This is a genomic window from Klebsiella terrigena, assembly GCF_006539725.1.
In the GTDB taxonomy this organism is placed as follows: domain Bacteria; phylum Pseudomonadota; class Gammaproteobacteria; order Enterobacterales; family Enterobacteriaceae; genus Klebsiella; species Klebsiella terrigena.
Genome location: NZ_BJNO01000008.1, coordinates 61,441 through 80,217 on the forward strand (window position 1 = coordinate 61,441; position 18,777 = coordinate 80,217).

General features: G+C 58.6%; 16 protein-coding genes. 11 read left to right on the plus strand and 5 right to left on the minus strand.

The window, feature by feature from the left end; genetic code table 11:
* Positions 1 to 7: 7 nt before the first annotated feature.
* Together RTE01_RS11565 and RTE01_RS11570 are read right to left on the minus strand one after the other, a co-directional pair.
* On the minus strand, positions 8 to 352 hold the full coding sequence (locus tag RTE01_RS11565) for a nitrous oxide-stimulated promoter family protein (RefSeq protein ID WP_123552087.1): 345 nt from the start codon (positions 350 to 352) through the stop codon (positions 8 to 10).
* A 76-nt stretch (positions 353 to 428) separates the two neighbouring features.
* Entirely contained in the window at positions 429 to 710 is a 282-nt protein-coding gene (locus RTE01_RS11570; protein WP_041146923.1) for an Rdx family protein, read from the minus strand.
* Positions 711 to 951: 241 nt separating this feature from the next.
* Here RTE01_RS11570 and RTE01_RS11575 point away from each other — a divergent pair, with 241 nt between their 5' ends.
* The 6 genes from RTE01_RS11575 (at position 952) to RTE01_RS11600 (ending at position 8,788) form a co-directional block, all read left to right on the plus strand.
* Positions 952 to 3,324, plus strand: a complete 2,373-nt coding sequence (locus tag RTE01_RS11575; RefSeq protein ID WP_123552086.1) for a TonB-dependent receptor domain-containing protein — start codon at positions 952 to 954, stop codon at positions 3,322 to 3,324.
* Positions 3,325 to 3,396: 72 nt separating this feature from the next.
* The gene (locus RTE01_RS11580; RefSeq protein ID WP_134527418.1) at positions 3,397 to 4,437 is read left to right on the plus strand and encodes a hemin-degrading factor; all 1,041 of its coding nucleotides are present in this window, start codon (positions 3,397 to 3,399) and stop codon (positions 4,435 to 4,437) included.
* Positions 4,434 to 5,252, plus strand: a complete 819-nt coding sequence (locus RTE01_RS11585; protein ID WP_134527421.1) for a heme/hemin ABC transporter substrate-binding protein — start codon at positions 4,434 to 4,436, stop codon at positions 5,250 to 5,252. Before RTE01_RS11580 ends, RTE01_RS11585 begins: the two co-directional genes overlap by 4 nt.
* A complete protein-coding gene (locus tag RTE01_RS11590; protein ID WP_041146927.1) occupies positions 5,252 to 6,247 on the plus strand; it encodes a FecCD family ABC transporter permease in 996 nt (331 codons plus the stop codon). The genes RTE01_RS11585 and RTE01_RS11590 overlap by 1 nt, the downstream gene beginning before the upstream one ends.
* The gene (locus RTE01_RS11595) at positions 6,240 to 7,019 is read left to right on the plus strand and encodes a heme ABC transporter ATP-binding protein (protein ID WP_134527425.1); all 780 of its coding nucleotides are present in this window, start codon (positions 6,240 to 6,242) and stop codon (positions 7,017 to 7,019) included. Before RTE01_RS11590 ends, RTE01_RS11595 begins: the two co-directional genes overlap by 8 nt.
* 431 nt (positions 7,020 to 7,450) lie before the next feature.
* Positions 7,451 to 8,788, plus strand: coding sequence for an MFS transporter (locus RTE01_RS11600; protein ID WP_134527428.1), 1,338 nt, complete (start codon positions 7,451 to 7,453; stop codon positions 8,786 to 8,788).
* On the opposite strand, the gene RTE01_RS11605 is transcribed toward RTE01_RS11600, so the two are convergent.
* Positions 8,757 to 9,452, minus strand: coding sequence for an IclR family transcriptional regulator domain-containing protein (locus RTE01_RS11605; protein WP_123552080.1), 696 nt, complete (start codon positions 9,450 to 9,452; stop codon positions 8,757 to 8,759). The genes RTE01_RS11600 and RTE01_RS11605 overlap by 32 nt on opposite strands.
* Positions 9,453 to 9,515: 63 nt before the next feature.
* Here RTE01_RS11605 and RTE01_RS11610 point away from each other — a divergent pair, with 63 nt between their 5' ends.
* Together RTE01_RS11610 and RTE01_RS11615 are read left to right on the plus strand one after the other, a co-directional pair.
* On the plus strand, positions 9,516 to 11,774 hold the full coding sequence (locus tag RTE01_RS11610) for an FAD-dependent oxidoreductase (RefSeq protein ID WP_141335034.1): 2,259 nt from the start codon (positions 9,516 to 9,518) through the stop codon (positions 11,772 to 11,774).
* A gap of 313 nt (positions 11,775 to 12,087) precedes the next feature.
* On the plus strand, positions 12,088 to 12,705 hold the full coding sequence (locus RTE01_RS11615) for a Fic/DOC family protein (RefSeq protein WP_123552078.1): 618 nt from the start codon (positions 12,088 to 12,090) through the stop codon (positions 12,703 to 12,705).
* Here RTE01_RS11615 and RTE01_RS26160 read toward each other — a convergent pair.
* Positions 12,702 to 12,872: a hypothetical protein gene (locus RTE01_RS26160; RefSeq protein ID WP_162829812.1), complete on the minus strand. Its 171-nt coding sequence runs from the start codon at positions 12,870 to 12,872 to the stop codon at positions 12,702 to 12,704. The two genes, RTE01_RS11615 and RTE01_RS26160, sit on opposite strands and share 4 nt — an antisense overlap.
* Positions 12,873 to 13,476: 604 nt before the next feature.
* Here RTE01_RS26160 and mutS point away from each other — a divergent pair.
* Entirely contained in the window at positions 13,477 to 16,044 is a 2,568-nt protein-coding gene (mutS, locus tag RTE01_RS11625) for a DNA mismatch repair protein MutS (RefSeq protein ID WP_134527435.1), read from the plus strand.
* A gap of 84 nt (positions 16,045 to 16,128) precedes the next feature.
* Here mutS and RTE01_RS11630 read toward each other — a convergent pair whose 3' ends face one another.
* Entirely contained in the window at positions 16,129 to 17,016 is an 888-nt protein-coding gene (locus RTE01_RS11630) for a LysR family transcriptional regulator (protein ID WP_134527438.1), read from the minus strand.
* Positions 17,017 to 17,125: 109 nt separating this feature from the next.
* Here RTE01_RS11630 and RTE01_RS11635 point away from each other — a divergent pair, with 109 nt between their 5' ends.
* Both RTE01_RS11635 and RTE01_RS11640 read left to right on the plus strand, forming a co-directional pair.
* Positions 17,126 to 18,340 (plus strand): MFS transporter, encoded by a 1,215-nt coding sequence (locus RTE01_RS11635; protein WP_115192027.1) that lies wholly within the window; start codon positions 17,126 to 17,128, stop codon positions 18,338 to 18,340.
* Positions 18,337 to 18,714: a DUF4440 domain-containing protein gene (locus tag RTE01_RS11640; RefSeq protein WP_134527441.1), complete on the plus strand. Its 378-nt coding sequence runs from the start codon at positions 18,337 to 18,339 to the stop codon at positions 18,712 to 18,714. Before RTE01_RS11635 ends, RTE01_RS11640 begins: the two co-directional genes overlap by 4 nt.
* Positions 18,715 to 18,777 lie beyond the last annotated feature (63 nt).

An 18,777-nucleotide genomic window follows, 5' to 3' on the forward strand; every position in this document is an offset into this window, starting at 1 on the left:
GTGCCGGCTATTTTTTAGGCCGGTATTTTTCCGGCAGCTCGGGGACCGGGCGGCGGTCATCAATCAGATGACGGATGGTTAATATCGGGTGGCGCCAGAGCATTCGCGGCCCCGCCCAGCGCATAATCTGCTTCATCTCTTCGCGTTTCGCCGGCTGGTAGCAGTGCACCGGGCACTGCTTGCAGGCCGGCTTCTCTTCACCGAACACGCATTTATCCAGCCGCTTATCGGCATAGCCGTTGAGCGCCTGATAGTGCCCCGCGTCGGCCGTGGCATCGGGGCAGCGGCGCTGATAGAGCGAAATCATCCTGCTGATGGTCTCTTTTTCGCGATCGATACGTTTCCCCGCCATAGCCACTCCCCGGCAATAAAGATGCACGTATAATACACCTTCAGGCGGCGCGGCGCAGCCGGTTACTCCCTGAGGATTAGGCCGGTTTATCCAGGTGTCCGAGCGGTTTTTCCGGGAAGCAGACGTCGCGTACCCGGCGCTTGAGCTCCGCCGCGTCGGGGAAGCCCTCATCCTGCTTGCGATCCCAGATTTGCACATCGTCGACGGTGATGGTGAATATTCCCCCGGTTCCCGGCACCAGCGTGACCGAGCCGATGTCGGTGCTGAAGGTGTGCAGCAGCTCCTGCGCCATCCAGCTGGCGCGCAGCATCCAGTTACACTGGGAGCAGTAGGTGATGGTAATGGCGCGCTTAGTCATTTTTATCCTCAATAATTTCCACCTGAATGATCAGGTTCGTTAATCGTTAAGCCGAATTGTAATCAACTTTATGAATAAAATGTGGAGATATAATGAATTAGTTGCAAATGGTAATAATTATCATTAGTATTCGCAAAAGCACAGGGAATGCATTCGCCAGCGCAGGGAAAGAACGGGGTGAATCGACAAATCTGGAAGTAACGCGTGAGCCGATACTAATAATTATCAAGGCGTGGCTACTATGTACAAATCCACTCAATCAACGGCATGGTTTAAGAAAAGCCTGCTGGTGACTTCTTTGCTCGCAGCAATTTATCAGACCTCCGCCGGGGCGGCTGACAGCACCAATAAAAACCTCACCAGCGATGCATTATCCGACGATAGCTCGGAGCTGATGACCGTGACCGCACCCGCCCCCGTGCTGAAAGCCGGCAGCGAACACACCATTAGCGCTCAGGATCTGCAGGACAAAGGCGCCAAAGATTTTGGCTCCATCATGCGCTATGAGCCGCTGATTGGCGCCACCGGTGCCAGCGGCGGTTCGGGCAACGGTAAAAGCGGCTTCGACCGCGGCGGCTACACCGGCTACAACATTCGCGGCATGGAGAGCAACCGCGTCGGGATCGACGTTGACGGCATCGCTCAGCCAAACGCTACCGGACGCAGCTACGTTAGCCGATCGGGCCTCAACACCTTCGGTATTGGCCGCGACTACATTGACCCGTACATGTACGGCAGCATCAATATTCAGTCCGGCGCCACCTCCAGCGAAACGGCCAACAGCTCCATCGGCGGTAACGTCTCTTTCCGCCCGAAATCTGCCGACGACTATCTGCATCCGGGTAAAACCAGCGCCTTCGGCTACCGCAGCGGCTACGACTCTGCCGACCGCAGCTGGCACAACGGCGTCACCATCGCCGGCGGCGACGAGACCCTGCGCGGGATCTTCGTCTACAGCCGTCGCGACGGCCAGGAAACGGAAAATAACAGCGGAACCGTCGATTCGTATCCGGCCAACTGGCACTCCGACGCCTTTATGACCTCCGGGATCTGGCAGCCCAATGACGAGCATAAGCTGACCGGCACCTTTGATTACTACCATAAAACCAACCATACGCACTACGACGCCTGGGACTCCAGCGGCAACAGCGTTATCGGCACCGCCAACCAGACCAGCCAGACGCGCCGCTGGGGGCTGAGCCTGAAAGATGACTGGACGCCGATGAACGACTATATCGATAGCGTGTCGACTAAGGTCTATTACCAGCATACCGAGGCCCACGACTGGACCTATATGCCGGATAGCACCGCCCTCTCCATGGAGACCGTGAACTCGAACTTTGACACCGACACCTGGGGGTTCCAGACCGCGCTGGCCAAATCCGTGGGCCGTCACGACCTGAGCGGCGGCCTCAACGCCAGCACCACCAAAACCCAGCGTCCGTTCAGCCAGTCGCCGGTGCCGAGCGTCTACACCGCGATCATGCAGCCGGAAGCGGATAGCCGCGGCTACATCATCGCCGGCTTCGTGCAGGATAAGATTAACTTCGATCTCGACAGCCATAACTTCGCCGTGATCCCGGGCATTCGCGTCGTGCATCAGTCGACCAAGCCGGAGAACCTCTCAGACCTGACCACCAACAGCAGCGTGCTGACCGGCTCCGCCGTCTCGACGCTGTACGGTAAGAACTCCGACACCCAGGCGCTGCCGTCGCTGGCCCTGCAGTACGATATGACTCCGCGCCTGATGACCTACCTGCAGTACCAGCGCGGGGCGCAGTTCCCGAACGCCAGCCAGCTGTACGGCTCGTGGAACCTCGGTTCCAGCTATGCCGGACGGGCGCAGTACGCGCTGATCGGCAATACCGATCTGAAAACCGAAACCAGCGATAACTTCGAGTGGGGGATGAAGGGCGAAGTGACGGAAGGCATCACCATGCGCACCGCCCTGTTCTACAACAGCTATAAAAACTTTATCGCCTACAGCCGCTACACGCGCTCCGGCAACCCGGATCGCTTCACCAACGTACCGTCGAATATCTATACCATTTATCAGGCGGAAAACCGCGATAAGGCCTATATCTACGGCGGCGAAATCAGCGCCAAATTTAACTTTGGCACCTGGTTTGAAGAGGTTAACGGCCTGAGCGCCACCCTCGCCTACGGCTACAGCGAAGGGAAATCGAAGTCCAGCTATAACGGCGACAAGTACGTCGACCTCGATAGCGTCGCGCCAATGAAGGCGATCGTCGGCGTCGCCTGGGACGACCCGGCAAAAGTCTACGGTACCGCGCTGACCGCGACCTTTGTGAAGGGCAAACGCGCCAGCACCACCAACCGCGAAAGCTATACCAACACCGGCTCGGCAATCACCGACTCCACGAGTGAATATATGCGCGTGCCCGGCTACGGTATGCTCGACTGGACCGCTTACTGGCAGGTGGCGAAGAACGTGCGCCTGAACGGCGGGGTTTACAACATTACCGATCGTAAATACTGGGATTACCTGAGCAGCCGCAATATCGAGACATCGACCAACCAGGATGCCAACGATAAAGCGCTGGCGACGATGCCTGGCCGTACCTGGCAGCTGGGCGTGAACGTCGATTTTTGATAGACCCAATAATAAGAAACCTGCCCCCGGCCGCGATGCCGGGGATACTCATCGTAGAGAAGGATGTGAATTATGCGAGACGCTCAACATCAACATGCCCCGCTGTGGCAGCACTATCTGACCACTAAAGCGCAATCCTCCGCCAAATACGCCCGCGATATCGCCGCCGAAATGGGGATCAGCGAAGCCGAGCTGACCGAAGCCCGCCTCGGCTACGATGCCGTGCGCCTGCAGGACGACGCCCGCGCGATCCTGGCCGCGCTGGAAGCGGTCGGCGAAACAAAGTGTATTTGCCGTAACGAATATGCGGTCCACGAGCAGGTCGGCGAATTTACCCACCAGCACCTCAACGGCCACGCCGGGCTGGTGCTCAACCCGCGGGCCCTCGACCTGCGCCTGTTTCTCAGCCAGTGGGCCAGCGCGTTCCACCTGACCGACGGCGATCGCCAGAGCATTCAGTTTTTCGATCATCACGGCGACGCGCTGCTGAAGGTCTACGCCACCGAACAAACCGATATCGCCGCCTGGGATGCGCTGATTGCCGGGCACACCCAGAGTGAGCCGACGCCGCTGGCGATCCGTCCGGTCGAGGCAGCAAAATATGCTGACGCCGTCGACGGCGCCGCGCTGGAGAGCGAGTGGCGCGCGATGACCGACGTGCACCAGTTCTTCGGCCTGCTGAGAAAGCATAACCTGGCGCGCCAGCAGGCTTTCCGGGCGGTGAGCGACGACCTCGCCTGCCGCATCGAAAACGATGCCCTGCCGCGCCTGCTCGGCACCATCCGCGAAGAGGGCAACGAAATTATGATTTTCGTCGGCAACCGCGGCTGCGTGCAAATCTTCACCGGCGCGCTCGAAAAGCTGCTGCCGATGCGCGGCTGGCTCAATATTTTCAACAGCACCTTTACGCTGCACCTGCGCGAAGAGAGCGTTGATGAGGTTTGGGTGACCCGCAAACCGACCTCTGACGGTCACGTCACCAGCGTCGAGCTGTTCGCCAAAGACGGCACGCAGATAGCCCAGCTCTTCGGCCAGCGCAGCGAAGGCCACCCGGAGCAGGAGCAGTGGCGCAGCCAGGTTGACCGTCTGACGACGGAAGGACAGCTCGCATGAACCGCTGGCTCGTACTGCTGACGGCCTTGCCGCTGTTTGCCAGCGCCGCCGCCGAGCGCATTGTCTCTCTCGGCGGCGAGGTCACCGAAGTGGTTTACGCCCTCGATGCCCGGCAGCAGCTGGTTGCCAAAGACAGCACCAGCACCTGGCCCGCCGAGGCGCAGGCGCTGCCGGACGTCGGCTATCTGCGCCAGCTCAACGCCGAAGGGATCCTCTCGCTGCGCCCGACCCTCGTGCTGGCCAGCGCCCAGGCCCAGCCTTCGCTGGTGCTAAAAAAGGTACAGGAAAGCGGCGTGAAGGTCGTTGACGTGCCGGGCGGCTACAGCCTGGCGTCAATCGATAGCAAGGTCGCCACGATTGCCGCAGCCTTAGGTAAACAGGCGCAGGGCGATGCGCTGCTGCAGAAGGTGCACCAGCAGATCGCGCAGATCCCCACCCAACCGCTTAACAAGCGGGTGCTGTTTATTCTCAGCCACGGCGGGATGAACACCCTGGTCGCCGGGAAGCAGACCGCGGCCGACGGGGCGATCCGCGCCGCAGGCCTGCAGAACGCGATGCAGGGCTTCGACCACTATCGCAGCATGTCCCAGGAGGGCGTGGTCGCCAGCCTGCCGGACCTGGTGGTAATTTCCGCCGACGGGCTCAAGGGCATGGGGGGCGAAGCGGGACTGTGGAAGCTTCCCGGCCTCGCGCAAACCCCGGCGGGCCGCCATAAGCAGGTGCTGGTGATTGACGATATGGCGCTGCTCGGGTTTGGTCCGCGCACCCCGCAGGCGGTCATCACGCTGCGGCAGAAAGCGGAGCAGCTGCCCTGATGCGTGCCGCTCCCGCCCGTACTCTGTGGCTGATGCTGCTGCTGCTGGCGGGGCTGACGCTGTTCGCCACCACGCTTGGGGCGATGCGTCTGCCGCTCGCCAGCCTGTGGCCGTCCGGAGATGAGATGCTGCGCCATATCTGGCTGACGATCCGTCTGCCCCGCGTGCTGCTGGCGCTGCTGGTCGGCGCCGCGCTGGCGCTCTCCGGCTGCGTGATGCAGGGGCTGTTTCGCAACCCGCTCGCCGACCCCGGCCTGCTGGGGATCAGCAGCGGTGCGGCGCTGGCGGTGGCCTGCTGGCTGGTGCTGCCGCTGTCGGTGCCGGTACTGGTGGCGCTGTATGCCCCGATGTTGGCGGCCTTTATCGGCAGCCTGGCGGTGATGGTGGTGATTTTTATCCTTAGCCGGGCCGGCGACGGTTCGCTGTCGCGCCTGCTGCTGGTGGGGATTGCCATCAACGCGCTGTGCGGCGCGCTGGTGGGGGCGCTGGCGTGGATAAGCAACGATACCCAGCTGCGCCAGCTTTCCCTGTGGGGAATGGGCAGCCTCGGCCAGGCGGAGTGGTCTACGCTGCTGGTGGCGGCCACGCTGATGGTCCCGGCGTCAGCGGCGGTATGGCTGATGGCCTCGCGCCTCAACCTGCTGCAGCTTGGCGATGAGGAAGCGCACTATCTCGGGGTCAACGTCAGGGCGCTGCAGCGGCTGCTGCTGCTGTGCAGCGCCCTGCTGGTGGCGGCATCGGTCGCCATCAGCGGGGTGATCGGCTTTATTGGCCTGGTGGTTCCGCATCTGATGCGGATGTGGCTGGGCCCGGACCATCGCGGCCTGGTCCCCGGCTCGCTGCTCGCCGGCGCGATTTTACTGCTCCTCGCCGATACCCTCGCCCGCACCGTCGCCGCGCCCGCCGAAATGCCGGTCGGCCTGCTGACCAGCATGCTCGGCGCTCCGTGGTTTTTATGGCTCATTTTCCGCCAGCAGAGGACGAACGATGGATAACCACTATACCGCCCGCTCGCTGTCGCTGCGCGTCGGCCGACGCCTGCTGATTGACGATATCTCCCTGCAGCTAAGCGCGGCCGGAATGACCGCGCTGATTGGCCCAAACGGCGCGGGCAAATCAACCTTGCTCCGCCTGCTGACCGGCTTTTTAACCCCCGACAGCGGCGAACGGTGCGTGGAGGGCCGGCCGCTGGAAAGCTGGACGCCGGAGGCGCTCTCCCGCCGCCGGGCGGTGATGCTGCAGCGCACTCAGCTGCACGCCGACTGGCCCGTTGAGACGGTGATCGCCATGGGGCGCTCGCCGTGGGGCAAAACCCCGGACCTGCAGACCCTGCGCAGGGTAATGGCGGAGACCGGCTGCGACCATCTCGCCGGCAGACGCTACCCTTCACTCTCCGGCGGCGAGCAGCAGCGGGTGCAGCTGGCCCGCTGTCTCGCCCAGCTGTGGCGCGACGACGCGCCGCAGGGCTGGCTGTTTCTTGATGAGCCAACCTCGGCGCTGGACCTTTACTATCAGCAGCACCTGCTGCGCCTGCTAAAACGGCTGACCCGCGGCGGCCTGCTGCACGTCTGCATCGTGCTGCACGATCTTAACCTCGCCGCGCTGTGGGCCGACCATATCCTGCTGATGCATCAGGGAAAGCTGGTGGCGGAAGGCACGCCGCATGAGGTGATACGCCAGCCGATCATCAGCCGCTGGTACGGCGCCGACGTGCGCACGGGCCAGCACCCCGACCACGCCATTCCGCAGGTCTATCTGGCGCCCTAATCCCTCCACGAAGCGCGCGGCCGTCCGCGCGCTTCGCTGCAATGACATAACGTTCTGGCGTTGTCCGTACAATTCACGGTATTACCTGCTGAGCAACCGGCATAGCAATAAGCAATAACCCGCAACCGGAATACAGCCATTACAGCAGCGGGCACTTGTGAGCAAGTTTCGCTATGTTAGCTTTAGGATAATCGCCTGCCGCCCTGCCTCTATTTTTCCCCACGCGCACAAGGCGAGGAAAAGATTGCCCCGCTGCATTATCGCCTCTTCTTGCTCAAACTCATTTAGCTCATAAGTTTTACTCTGATCACATTTCAAACGATTTCTCTTTGCTCACCGCCTTTTGTTTCTATAAAAGAAACACACAAGGATAGAAAAACCACTCTGTTGTTAAAACAGGCCGTGAGAACAAAAATAAAGAGAACATTGATATGGCAGAACAACCGCTTTCTACAGCCAAGGTAAAAAATACCGGGCGCGTCCGATTTCTGGTGCTCGGGCTCGTGTTTATCAACATCATCATTAACTACATGGATCGCACCAATCTTTCCGTTGCCGCCACGCAAATGGCTGGAGATTTGCAGTTCACGCCGTTGCAGATGGGGCTGGTGTTTTCAGCCTTTGGTTGGATTTATGCCGCGCTACAAATACCCGGCGGATTTGTTATCGACCGCTTCGGGGCGCGCATTGTTTACGGCGTAGGGTTGTTTATTTGGTCGTTGATTACCGCCCTGCACGCGATTGCCAACAGCTTTGGCGGCCTGGTTGGCTTACGCCTGGGCGTCGGCGCATTTGAAGCGCCAGTCATGCCTTCCAATAATCGCGTGATTTCCAGCTGGTTCCCGGAAAACGAACGCGCCAGCGCCATCGGTATTTACTCTTCTGCGCAATTTGTTGGCCTGGCCTGCATGACACCGCTGCTGTTCCATATTCAGGAGCTGTATGGCTGGCGCGGTTTATTCCTGATTACCGGCGTCGTCGGGATGGTCTGGGCAGTGGTGTGGTATTACCTGTACCGCGAGCCGCTGGAACATAAAAGCGTTTCAAAGGCAGAGCTTGATCATATCCGCCAGGGCGGCGCAATTCTGGAAAGCCGTCAGGAAGCAGCCAAACGCAAGTTTGCATGGAGCGACCTGGCACTGATGTTCCGCAGCCGCAAACTGATTGGCATTTACTTTGGTCAGTTCACTATCTCCGCCACCTTCTGGTTTTTCCTGACCTGGTTCCCGACCTATCTGGTGCAATATCGCCATATGGATTTTATTAAGTCTGGCTATATCGCCTCCGTCCCTTATCTGGCGGCCTTCTTCGGGGTATTGCTGGCGGGGTTTGTCTCAGACCGTTTAATCAAACGTGGGGTCAGTGCAAGCTTTGCGCGTAAAGCCCCGGTAATTCTCGGCATGTCTTTAACGCTGTTTATCCTGGGTGCCAATTACACCGACAGCCCGACGCTCATCATTCTTTTCATGTCGATTGCTTTCTTTGGTAACGGCCTTGCCACCATCACCTGGGTGTTTGTGACGGCACTCGCGCCGCGTCATTTAATTGGTCTGGCAGGTGGGGTGTTTAACTTTACCGGCGCGCTATCGTCCATTGTGGTGCCCATTGCAATTGGCGCGCTAATCGACGGGCATAACTTTGCCCCTGCGCTGGCATTCATCGCCATTCTGGCAGGGCTTGGGATTTGCTCTTACCTGTTTGTGGTTGGGCGCATCGACCTGGACACGCCACCAGAGGTTAAGCCGCAGGAGTCACGAGTTGGGCGGTGAGTTGATTGAGCTGAGCAAGGCGCGGGGCAACCTGTTGTTTATCGGCGTCCCACATTCCGGCAAAAGCGATGGCTGCGTTGTGCGCCCCCAGAGGCTGAGCCATCGAAAGCTCGCCATCTTCATGGCGCCAGACAACGTGGCCAGACTCTCGCTGCTGGGCAAGTTTGGGGGCCATTTCCCGCCAGTGTTCAGGCGAGAAACGCGCTTGCAATGCCTCGTCGGTTTCGCTGGCAAGCAATGCCATTCCGATAACCGATTGCCATGCCGGAAGCGTGTGGAAACCAGCCAGAGCCTGGCTAACCTGGCTGCCCGGTTCAGAGTGATAGATGTAGATAACCTGGTCTTCCCACAGCACGCCGAGCGCCACCACGATATCTTTCGGCGCATGGCGTTCAAGCAAAGGCAAAGCCTGGGAAAACAGTGCAGAACCGCGAATCGCCTGTGCTGCCAAAGCGTGAATGCCCGGCCCAGGCAAATAGCGGCGTTGTTCATCCTGCTGGGTCAGACCAATCGCCGCCATGGTCATCAACAGGCGATTAACGCGGGTGGCATTAATCCCCATCAGGCGCGCCAGCTCCCGGCAACCAATTGCCCGGCCGCTGGTGACCAGATACTGCAAACAACGGATACCGTCGATAAGACTTTGATTCGGTTGTGATGACATAGCGCGCTTCAAATTCATTTAAGAACCACGATTTTATCGTCAGTTTTACAGGAAACAAACTTTATGCAAATTTTTCAGCAAACCCACGCCCGGGAATTCCCTTCTCAACAATTAAAAACAGACTTGCTGGTTGCCGGCGGCGGTCTCGCCGGGTTATGCGCAGCCCTTGCTGCCGCTCGCGATGGTTTGAACGTGGTTTTGGTGCAGGACAGGCCCGTTCTGGGGGGCAACGCATCGAGCGAAGTCCGTCTGTGGGCCAACGGGGCTACTTCACATATGGGGAACAATAATCGCTGGTCGCGCGAAGGCGGCATCATGGGTGAAATCATGGAGGAGAACGTTTACCGGAATAAAGAAGGCAATCCGGTGATGTTTGATCTCGTTTTGTTGGATATGGCCCGCAGTGAACCCAATCTGACGCTGCTATTGAACACCGCGTTATATGAGGTTTCTACCGAAAGGCAACGTATTACCAGCGCCAAAGGCTTCAACGCCATTAACGAAACCTTTTATGACATTGCCGCCAGCCAGTTTTGCGATGCGACCGGCGATGGCGTGCTGGGGCATCTAGCCGGGGCTGAATATCGCGTAGGCGCAGAAGACCCGGAAGAGTTTGATGAAAAAATGGCGCCGGGCGATAGCTTCGGCCACAAACTTGGGCACTCCATCTATTTCTACACCAAAAAAGGCAGCACGCCGGTTAACTTCATTCCCCCCTCCTTTGCCCTGAAAGATATCGAAGAAATCCCCCGCTACACGCGCCTGACATCAACGCTTAACGGTTGTGATTTATGGTGGCTGGAATGGGGAGGTCGCCTTGATACCATCCATGACAGCGAAGAAATTAAGTGGGAACTGTGGAAAATCGTCTGGGGTGTTTGGGATTACATTAAAAACTCAGGGCAATTCCCGGATGCTGAAAATATGACCATCGAGTGGGTCGGCGCGATCCCTGGTAAACGTGAAAGCCGCCGCTTTGTTGGCGACCACATCCTTTGCCAGCAAGATATTATTGAGCAGCGTGACCACTACGACGCGGTGGGTTACGGCGGTTGGTCAATTGATCTTCATCCGGCTGATGGCGTTTACAGCAAGCACGACGGCTGCCGCCAGTTCCACAGCAAAGGCACCTATACCATTCCTTATCGCAGCTTATACAGCCGTTCTATGGAAAACTTATTCCTGACCGGGCGTCTGATTTCCGCCTCACATGTCGCTTTTGGCAGTGCTCGCGTGATGTGTACCTGTGGTTTATTAGGCGAAGTGGTTGGCCGGGCGGCGGCGTTGTGCCACCAGCAGCAAATCACTGCACCACAGCTGGCAGAACAAAACCGCATCGGTTCACTGCAACGGCATCTACAACAAACCGGCTGCTATATCCCTCGCCAATGGTTGAGTGACCCGGCGTCTGGCGCACATGTGAGCACCAGCAGCGAATGGCAATTAACTGAGCTGCCGGCAAACGGTACATGGAAGGCATTGAATGAGCGCATGGCATTACTCCTGCCGCTCAAAGCGGGTGAAATCTTGCCTGAGTTGAATTTCACCTTACGTGCAGGTTCGCCGCAGCTGCTTAAAATCCGCCTGTTAGGCAGTGAACGCGCGGGTAATTTCACCCCTGAAACGCCACTGGGCGAGTGTGAAATTTCTGTCTTTGAAGCGGGTGAATACAGCGTGCAATTCCATTATCAAAGCGCACGCGATGAATATTTGTTCATCGTTTATGAGAGCAATGAACACATCGATATTGCGCTAAGCGACGTGCAGCTTCCGGGAATTATGACGGTGTTTAATGGCCTGAACGCCAGGGTTGCGAAGCATACACGCCAGGTCGCTGATGGCAACTATGGCGTGGATGAGTTCGATTTCTGGTTGCCGCGCCGCCAGCCAAATCAAATTCTTCCGGCACTTCGCCTGGCTTCACCACTGCGTTGCTACGCGCCAGAAAACCTGGTCAACGGCCGTTTGCGCCCGGAGCAGCACACCAATGCATGGGTACCTGCCGCTGACGATAGTTTGCCGACTGTGACCTGGCGTTGGGAACGGCCGCAGACATTACGCGCGCTAACGCTGGTGTTCGATAACGATTTTGATAACGCCATGGAAACGGTACAGATGGGCCATGCGCTGGCGGTGACGCCGCATTGCGTGACCCACTACCGTTTATGGGTTGATAACACCTTACTGGCGGAAGTATTCGACAACCGCCATTCCGTTTGCGAGCATCGTTTGCCCGAAACCATCAGTGCCCAACAGGTTAAACTGGAGATGGTAAAAACAGCCGGAAGCATTGCCGCGCTCTACTCTTTGAACGTCCGATAGACGAAAGCCACCGCAGTCTTAGCTGCGGCGGCTTACCTTCACCACAAAAATCATAAAATTCAGTTAATTAATAAAATCGATTCTCGCCAGCGAACTTGACTCTCATTTGGCTCAGGGTGTTGATGCCAATCGTAAGCGCCCTAATCCTATCGTGAGCCGCGCGATCGTCCGCGCCACCCGCTTTAGCAACTGGAACGCGGATCGCTGCATCTCGTTTCGTCACTTTCCCTGAAAGTCGTCTCTCCGTTATGATGTCTCTCCCATGTGATACCAACGAAAACAAAAAAGATCGCAACTAACACAGGGCATCTCCATGAGCCGATACCATGTATCCGGTAGTGAAGGCCAGTATGAGAAAGACTCTGGCGAACAAGTTTTGGCTAATAAGCTGGGGATCGCTGCTTCTGAAGAGATAGATGGGGCTGAACTTGTCCTGCTAGAACAACTCTACCAGGCGGTTTTTGAAGAACATTTCCCGGAAGGACAACTCAACGTAGCCTTGTTAAAAAGCTGGCATCGCCGCTGGTTAGGTAACATCTATGAGTGGGCTGGACAAGAAAGAGCAGTAAACATCAGCAAAGGTGGCTTTATGTTTGCCCCTTCAGCGCAGTTGCCAAAACTGCTGAACGAATTCGACACCAGGTATCTGGCTCAATACACGCCGTGTAGCGGCATGGACGAAGAACAACTCATCACCGCTATCGCCATTACCCATGTCGAGCTGATACTTATCCATCCATTCAGAGAGGGAAACGGGCGCCTGTCGCGACTGTTAGCCGACGTAATGGCCGTTCAGGGTGGGTACAAGCCGCTGGATTATCTAAGCTGGGAACAGAACAAAACCCAGTATATCTCGGCTATCCATGCAGGCGTATCAATGGACTACGAGCCGATGAGACACTGGGTCAGAGAAGCATTAAGAAGGGGCTAAACCGCAAGACGTAAATGAGCGAATTTTTTGCGCGTTGCTTCAAGGGAAGCTTCGATCTTCTCTGAGGACTGCCCTGTTTCAACAGCCGTAGAGGTTGCCACTGAGCGAACGATGTCAGCACGAGATGGCTTAGCGTAGCTTGCCTGAGTTTTTTTGTTGTTGCTCATAGTTACTCCTGAAAAGCTGGATCTGGGCTGAAAATCATTGCACAAACATTATACCAAATTTTCTATGTGAATTCACATCAAGCCCGTCCAATACTAAGTCCTTTCAGTAATGCATAAAGGATATAGACAGCCTGGGTTTCCAGGCCTGTAGCATGTGTGACAGCAGCTTTCGGCGCATCACGTCTGGCTGCCAACGTTTACGGGTTGCCACATCTTTATAGGTAATGTTGAATGGCTGCCCTACCGCATTGGTAACGCATTTTATCGTAATGATTGGTTTTGCTGTTGTACTGATTTTGACACCAGAACCCAGGGTGAATCTCTAGGGTTGTCAGTGATAAGATACGGCTTTCGTTCAGGACTAGGTAAGTAGATAACACGTCCTTGCTGGTCGAGATCAGGTTTCACGTCGATAGATAACTTATTGATTATAAACGACTGATTTAGTGTTATTTCATAAATGTATACCGGCAGTTTAAGTGTGTATACCAGATAGTAGTCAGAATACTTCTGGTATACAAATTTTGAGATTTATATGAGTTTACGTGGGTTTCACTTGGGGCCACATGAGCACTCAAAGACTTAAAAAACGAGTAAAATCAAAATGAAAGAGTCTATTGACAAGGATCTATCAGACCACACTCCGATGATGCAGCAGTATCTGAAGCTGAAAGCGCAGCATCCGGAGATCCTGCTGTTCTACCGCATGGGCGACTTTTACGAGCTGTTCTATGACGACGCTAAACGCGCCTCGCAGCTGCTTGATATCTCGCTGACCAAACGCGGCGCTTCGGCGGGCGAGCCGATCCCGATGGCCGGGATCCCCCACCACGCGGTGGAAAACTACCTCGCGAAGCTGGTGAATCAGGGCGAGTCGGTGGCGATTTGCGAGCAGATTGGCGATCCGGCCACCACCAAGGGGCCGGTCGAACGGAAAGTCGTGCGCATCGTCACGCCCGGCACCATCAGCGATGAAGCCCTGCTGCAGGAGCGTCAGGATAACCTGCTGGCCGCCATCTGGCAGGACAGCAAAGGCTTTGGCTATGCGACGCTGGATATCAGCTCCGGACGTTTTCGCCTCAGCGAGCCGGCCGATCGCGAAACCATGGCGGCAGAGCTGCAGCGCACTAACCCGGCAGAGCTGCTGTATGCCGAAGATTTTGCCGAAGCGGCGCTGATTGAAGGCCGCCGCGGCCTGCGCCGCCGTCCGCTGTGGGAATTTGAAATCGACACCGCGCGTCAGCAGCTGAATTTACAGTTCGGCACCCGCGACCTGGTGGGCTTCGGGGTTGAGAACGCCCCGCGCGGCCTGTGCGCGGCGGGCTGCCTGCTGCAGTACGTCAAGGATACCCAGCGCACCTCCCTGCCGCATATCCGCTCGATTACCATGGAGCGCGAGCAGGACAGCATCATCATGGATGCCGCCACCCGCCGTAACCTTGAGATCACCCAGAACCTGGCCGGCGGCACCGACAATACCCTCGCCTCGGTACTCGACTGCACCGTCACCCCAATGGGCAGCCGGATGCTTAAGCGCTGGCTGCATATGCCAATCCGCAACAGCACGGTGCTGATCGAGCGCCAGCAGACCATCGGTGCCCTGCAGGAGCGCTATAGCGAACTGCAGCCGGTGCTGCGTCAGGTCGGCGATCTCGAACGTATTCTGGCGCGCCTGGCGCTGCGCACCGCGCGGCCGCGCGATTTAGCCCGCATGCGCCATGCCTTTCAGCAGCTGCCGGCGCTGCGCGACATGCTGGCCGAGGTCCCCTGCGCTCCGGTGCAGCAGCTGCGCGATAAAATGGGCGAGTTCGCCGAGCTGCGCGAGCTGCTGGAAAAGGCCATTATCGACGCGCCTCCGGTGCTGGTGCGCGACGGCGGCGTGATTGCCCCGGGCTATAACGAAGAGCTCGACGAGTGGCGCGCGCTGGCCGATGGCGCCACGGACTACCTCGATAAGCTCGAAGTTCGCGAACGCGAACGGCTGGGGCTGGATACGCTTAAAGTGGGCTACAACGCGGTTCACGGCTACTACATCCAGATCAGCCGCGGCCAGAGCCAGCACGCGCCGATTCACTACGTCCGTCGCCAGACGCTTAAAAACGCCGAGCGCTACATTATTCCTGAGCTCAAGGAGTATGAAGACAAGGTGCTGACCTCGAAGGGCAAGGCGCTGGCGCTGGAGAAACAGCTCTACGACCGCCTGTTTGATATGCTGCTGCCGCATCTCGCCGACCTGCTGCAGAGCGCGAGCGCGCTGGCGGAGCTGGACGTGCTGATTAACCTCGCCGAGCGCGCCGAAACCCTCAACTACTGCTGCCCGACCTTTAGCGATAAGCCGGGCATCCGCATTGTCGAAGGCCGCCACCCGGTGGTCGAACAGGTGCTAAAAGAGCCGTTTATCGCCAACCCGCTCACCCTCTCTCCGCAGCGGCGGATGCTGATTATTACCGGCCCGAACATGGGCGGTAAAAGCACCTATATGCGCCAGACCGCGCTGATTGCGCTGCTGGCCTGGATCGGCAGCTACGTTCCGGCGGAGAAGGTCGACATCGGGCCCATTGACCGCATCTTTACGCGCGTCGGCGCGGCGGACGATCTGGCAAGCGGGCGCTCAACCTTTATGGTCGAGATGACCGAAACCGCCAATATTCTGCATAACGCCACCGAGCACAGCCTGGTGCTGATGGACGAAATTGGCCGCGGCACCTCAACCTACGACGGCCTGTCGCTGGCGTGGGCCTGCGCCGAGAACCTGGCGAATAAGATAAAGGCGCTGACCCTGTTTGCCACCCACTACTTCGAGCTCACCCAGCTGCCGGAGAAAATGGAAGGAGTGGCTAACGTCCATCTGGACGCGCTGGAGCACGGCGACACCATCGCCTTTATGCACAGCGTTCAGGACGGCGCGGCGAGCAAAAGCTACGGCCTGGCGGTCGCGGCGCTGGCGGGGGTGCCGAAAGAGGTGATCAAGCGCGCGCGCCAGAAGCTGCGCGAGCTGGAGAGCATTTCGCCCAACGCCGCGGCGACCCAGGTTGACGGCACGCAGATGTCGCTGCTGTCGGCGCCGGAGGAGACCTCCCCGGCTCTCGAAGCGCTGGAGCATCTTGACCCCGATACGCTGACGCCGCGCCAGGCGCTGGAGTGGATCTATCGGCTGAAAAGCCTGGCGTAATCCTCTTATCCTCTGAACGTCACTCCCGGGCGGCAGCGCTTCGCCCGGGAGTGAACCGCAGAAATGGCCGAAGAAACCGGCATGTTATCCCACCCGCTGACGTAAAAAATCGATAAACGCCCGCACTCTGGTCGGCACGTGCCGCGCATCCGGATAGACCGCATAGACCCCCTGCGGCGGAAAGCTGAGCTCCGGCAGCAGATGGACCAAACGCCCCTGAGCCAACGATGAGGCCACCAGCCACTCAGGCAGCAGCGCCACGCCGCTGCCGGCCAGAGCGAAGGCCATCAGCGCGTTGGCGCTATCCGCCGACAGGCGCGGGGTCTTTTTAATTTCAAAGCCGATAGCCTTGCGATCCCGACCGCTGAGCTGCCAGCGCAGCGGGGTTTGCAGACGCTCGTGAATAATCCACTCGGCCTGGGCCAGCTCTTCAAGGGTTGCCAGCGGATGCAGCGCCAGCCACGCGGGTGCGGCAACGGGCAGGATCGCGAAACGCGAGATCAGCGCCGCGCGGTAGCGCGAGTCCGCCAGCGTCCCGAGACGAATGGCGACATCAAAGCGTTCGGAGATTAAATCGGCGTGGTGCGAAGATGAAACGTGGCGCACGCGCAGCGCCGGATGCAGCTGGCTAAATTCGGCCAGGGCGGGAACAATCGCCCGCGTCCCGTACTCCGGGGTGGTGGTGATGCGCAGCTCGCCGCTTAACCCGGCGTGGCTGGCCCGCACCTCATCCTGGAGATTTTCCGCCGCCTTCAGCAGCCCGACGCTGCGCTGATAGAACACCGTCCCCGCGTCCGTCAGGGTCAGCCGTCGCGTGGAGCGTAAAAGCAGCGTCACGCCAAGCTCGCTCTCCAGCTGCCGCACGTTAAAGCTCACCACCGCCTTGGTCTGGGCCAGGGCGACCGCCGCCGCGGTAAAACTTCCGCAGTCCACCACCGCCACAAACATCGCCATACGTTGCAGATTCAGCATGCTAATTCAGCTTATTGTCAAAAAATATAAGACAGTATATCCCGCTTCGCCGCGTTTATCCCCGCGACGTCGGGGTTTAGAGTAGCGACCTTCTTTACCGGAGATCGCCATGACGTATCGCAGCAAGGTTGCCACCGTTTTTCTGCTCGGTTTTTTTCTCGACTTAATCAATATGTTCATCGCCAGCGTTGCCTTTCCCGACATGAGCCGGGCGCTTAACGCTTCCATCGGCGAACTGACCTGGGTCAGCAACGGCTATATCGCCGGGCTCACGCTGGTGATCCCCTTCAGCGCCTGGCTTGCACAGCGATTTGGCGCCCGCCGCGTTTTTCTGCTGTCGCTGCTGCTGTTCAGCGCGGCGGCGCTGGGAGCCGGAATGGCGGATTCGCTAAGCGCGCTGATTTTCTGGCGCGCGCTGCAGGGGATGGGCGGCGGACTATTAATTCCCGTTGGTCAGGCGATGACCTGGCAGTACTTTCAGAGCCACGAGCGGGCAAAGCTCTCCGCCGCGGTGATGCTGGTCGGGCTGCTGGCGCCCGCCTGCTCTCCGGCGCTTGGCGGGCTGCTGGTGCAGACCTTCAGCTGGCGCTGGGTCTTCTTTGCCAGCCTGCCCGTCGCTTTTCTGACGCTTATCCTGGCCGCCTGCTGGCTTGAGAAAGAGGCGAAGGCGACGCGTCCGAGGCGCTTTTTACACCTGCCGCTGCTGGCCGACCCGCTGCTGCGCTTCGCGATGCTGATTTACCTCTGCGTTCCCGGCACGTTTATTGGCATCAACGTCGTCGGCCTGTTTTACCTGCAAACCCTCACCGGCATGTCGCCCTCCGCCGTCGGGTCGCTGATGCTGCCGTGGTCGCTGGCATCGTTTGTGGCGATCGCCCTGACCGGCAGATACTACAATCGCTTCGGCCCCCGGCCGTTTATTATCAGCGGATGCCTGCTCCAGGCGGCGGGGATCCTGCTGCTGATCGGCGTAGGGCCGCAGACCCCGGCGATCGCCCTGATAAGCGCCTTCACGCTGATGGGTGCGGGCGGCAGCCTGTGCAGCAGCACGGCGCAAAGCAGCGCCTTTTTGAATATCGCCAATCACCACCTGCCGGACGCCAGCGCGCTGTGGAATATCAACCGCCAGCTCAGCTTTTTAGCCGGTGCGGCGCTGCTGGCGACGCTGCTCAGCGTCCTGTTGCACCACTACCCCACCGCGCTGGCATGGCGCGGGGTGTTTATTACCGCGGCCGGGGTAACCCTTATCCCCCTGCTGAGCTGCCTGCGATTCGACAACCGGGCGCTGGTCCTGCGCCTGCATAGCAAAATGGAGAAGAAATGAGCGCATATTTTGAGGAAGTTATTGATGCCCACGTGGTCATTGAAAACTGGTTAGGCCGCAAGGAAGGGAGCGCGGAGGCGTTAATGGCGCGCTTTACCCCCGATTTTACGCTGGTTGCCACCGGCGGCACCCGGATGGACCATCCAACGGTCAGCCACTTTTTCCAGCAGGCCGGCGGCAGCCGCGCGGGCCTGACCATCGCCATTGATAGCCTCACGGAGCTTGCCCGCTGGCACGACGGCGCGGCGGTTCTCTATCGCGAAACGCAGACCCTTCCCGGACAGACGCCGACGGTGCGCTGGTCAACGGTGGTGTTCAGGCAGGAAGATGAGCGGATTTTGTGGCGACACCTGCAGGAGACCTGGCAGGGGTAGAGTAAGGCAGGCTAAAAAAAGAAAAGGCCCAATCGAAGGATCGGGCCTTTTTTAAGAAAAATG

What these genes read in the sequence shown, in the direction of transcription:
- RTE01_RS11610 (WP_141335034.1), top strand. Translation starts at nt 9,516, where the DNA reads ATGCAAATTTTTCAGCAAACCCACGCCCGGGAATTCCCTTCTCAACAA.
- mutS (WP_134527435.1), top strand. Translation starts at nt 13,477, where the DNA reads ATGAAAGAGTCTATTGACAAGGATCTATCAGACCACACTCCGATGATG.
- RTE01_RS11605 (WP_123552080.1), bottom strand. Translation starts at nt 9,452, where the DNA reads ATGTCATCACAACCGAATCAAAGTCTTATCGACGGTATCCGTTGTTTG.
- RTE01_RS11600 (WP_134527428.1), top strand. Translation starts at nt 7,451, where the DNA reads ATGGCAGAACAACCGCTTTCTACAGCCAAGGTAAAAAATACCGGGCGC.
- RTE01_RS11575 (WP_123552086.1), top strand. Translation starts at nt 952, where the DNA reads ATGTACAAATCCACTCAATCAACGGCATGGTTTAAGAAAAGCCTGCTG.
- RTE01_RS11615 (WP_123552078.1), top strand. Translation starts at nt 12,088, where the DNA reads ATGAGCCGATACCATGTATCCGGTAGTGAAGGCCAGTATGAGAAAGAC.
- RTE01_RS11570 (WP_041146923.1), bottom strand. Translation starts at nt 710, where the DNA reads ATGACTAAGCGCGCCATTACCATCACCTACTGCTCCCAGTGTAACTGG.
- RTE01_RS11595 (WP_134527425.1), top strand. Translation starts at nt 6,240, where the DNA reads ATGGATAACCACTATACCGCCCGCTCGCTGTCGCTGCGCGTCGGCCGA.
- RTE01_RS11635 (WP_115192027.1), top strand. Translation starts at nt 17,126, where the DNA reads ATGACGTATCGCAGCAAGGTTGCCACCGTTTTTCTGCTCGGTTTTTTT.
- RTE01_RS11565 (WP_123552087.1), bottom strand. Translation starts at nt 352, where the DNA reads ATGGCGGGGAAACGTATCGATCGCGAAAAAGAGACCATCAGCAGGATG.
- RTE01_RS11590 (WP_041146927.1), top strand. Translation starts at nt 5,252, where the DNA reads ATGCGTGCCGCTCCCGCCCGTACTCTGTGGCTGATGCTGCTGCTGCTG.
- RTE01_RS11580 (WP_134527418.1), top strand. Translation starts at nt 3,397, where the DNA reads ATGCGAGACGCTCAACATCAACATGCCCCGCTGTGGCAGCACTATCTG.
- RTE01_RS11585 (WP_134527421.1), top strand. Translation starts at nt 4,434, where the DNA reads ATGAACCGCTGGCTCGTACTGCTGACGGCCTTGCCGCTGTTTGCCAGC.
- RTE01_RS11640 (WP_134527441.1), top strand. Translation starts at nt 18,337, where the DNA reads ATGAGCGCATATTTTGAGGAAGTTATTGATGCCCACGTGGTCATTGAA.
- RTE01_RS26160 (WP_162829812.1), bottom strand. Translation starts at nt 12,872, where the DNA reads ATGAGCAACAACAAAAAAACTCAGGCAAGCTACGCTAAGCCATCTCGT.
- RTE01_RS11630 (WP_134527438.1), bottom strand. Translation starts at nt 17,016, where the DNA reads ATGCTGAATCTGCAACGTATGGCGATGTTTGTGGCGGTGGTGGACTGC.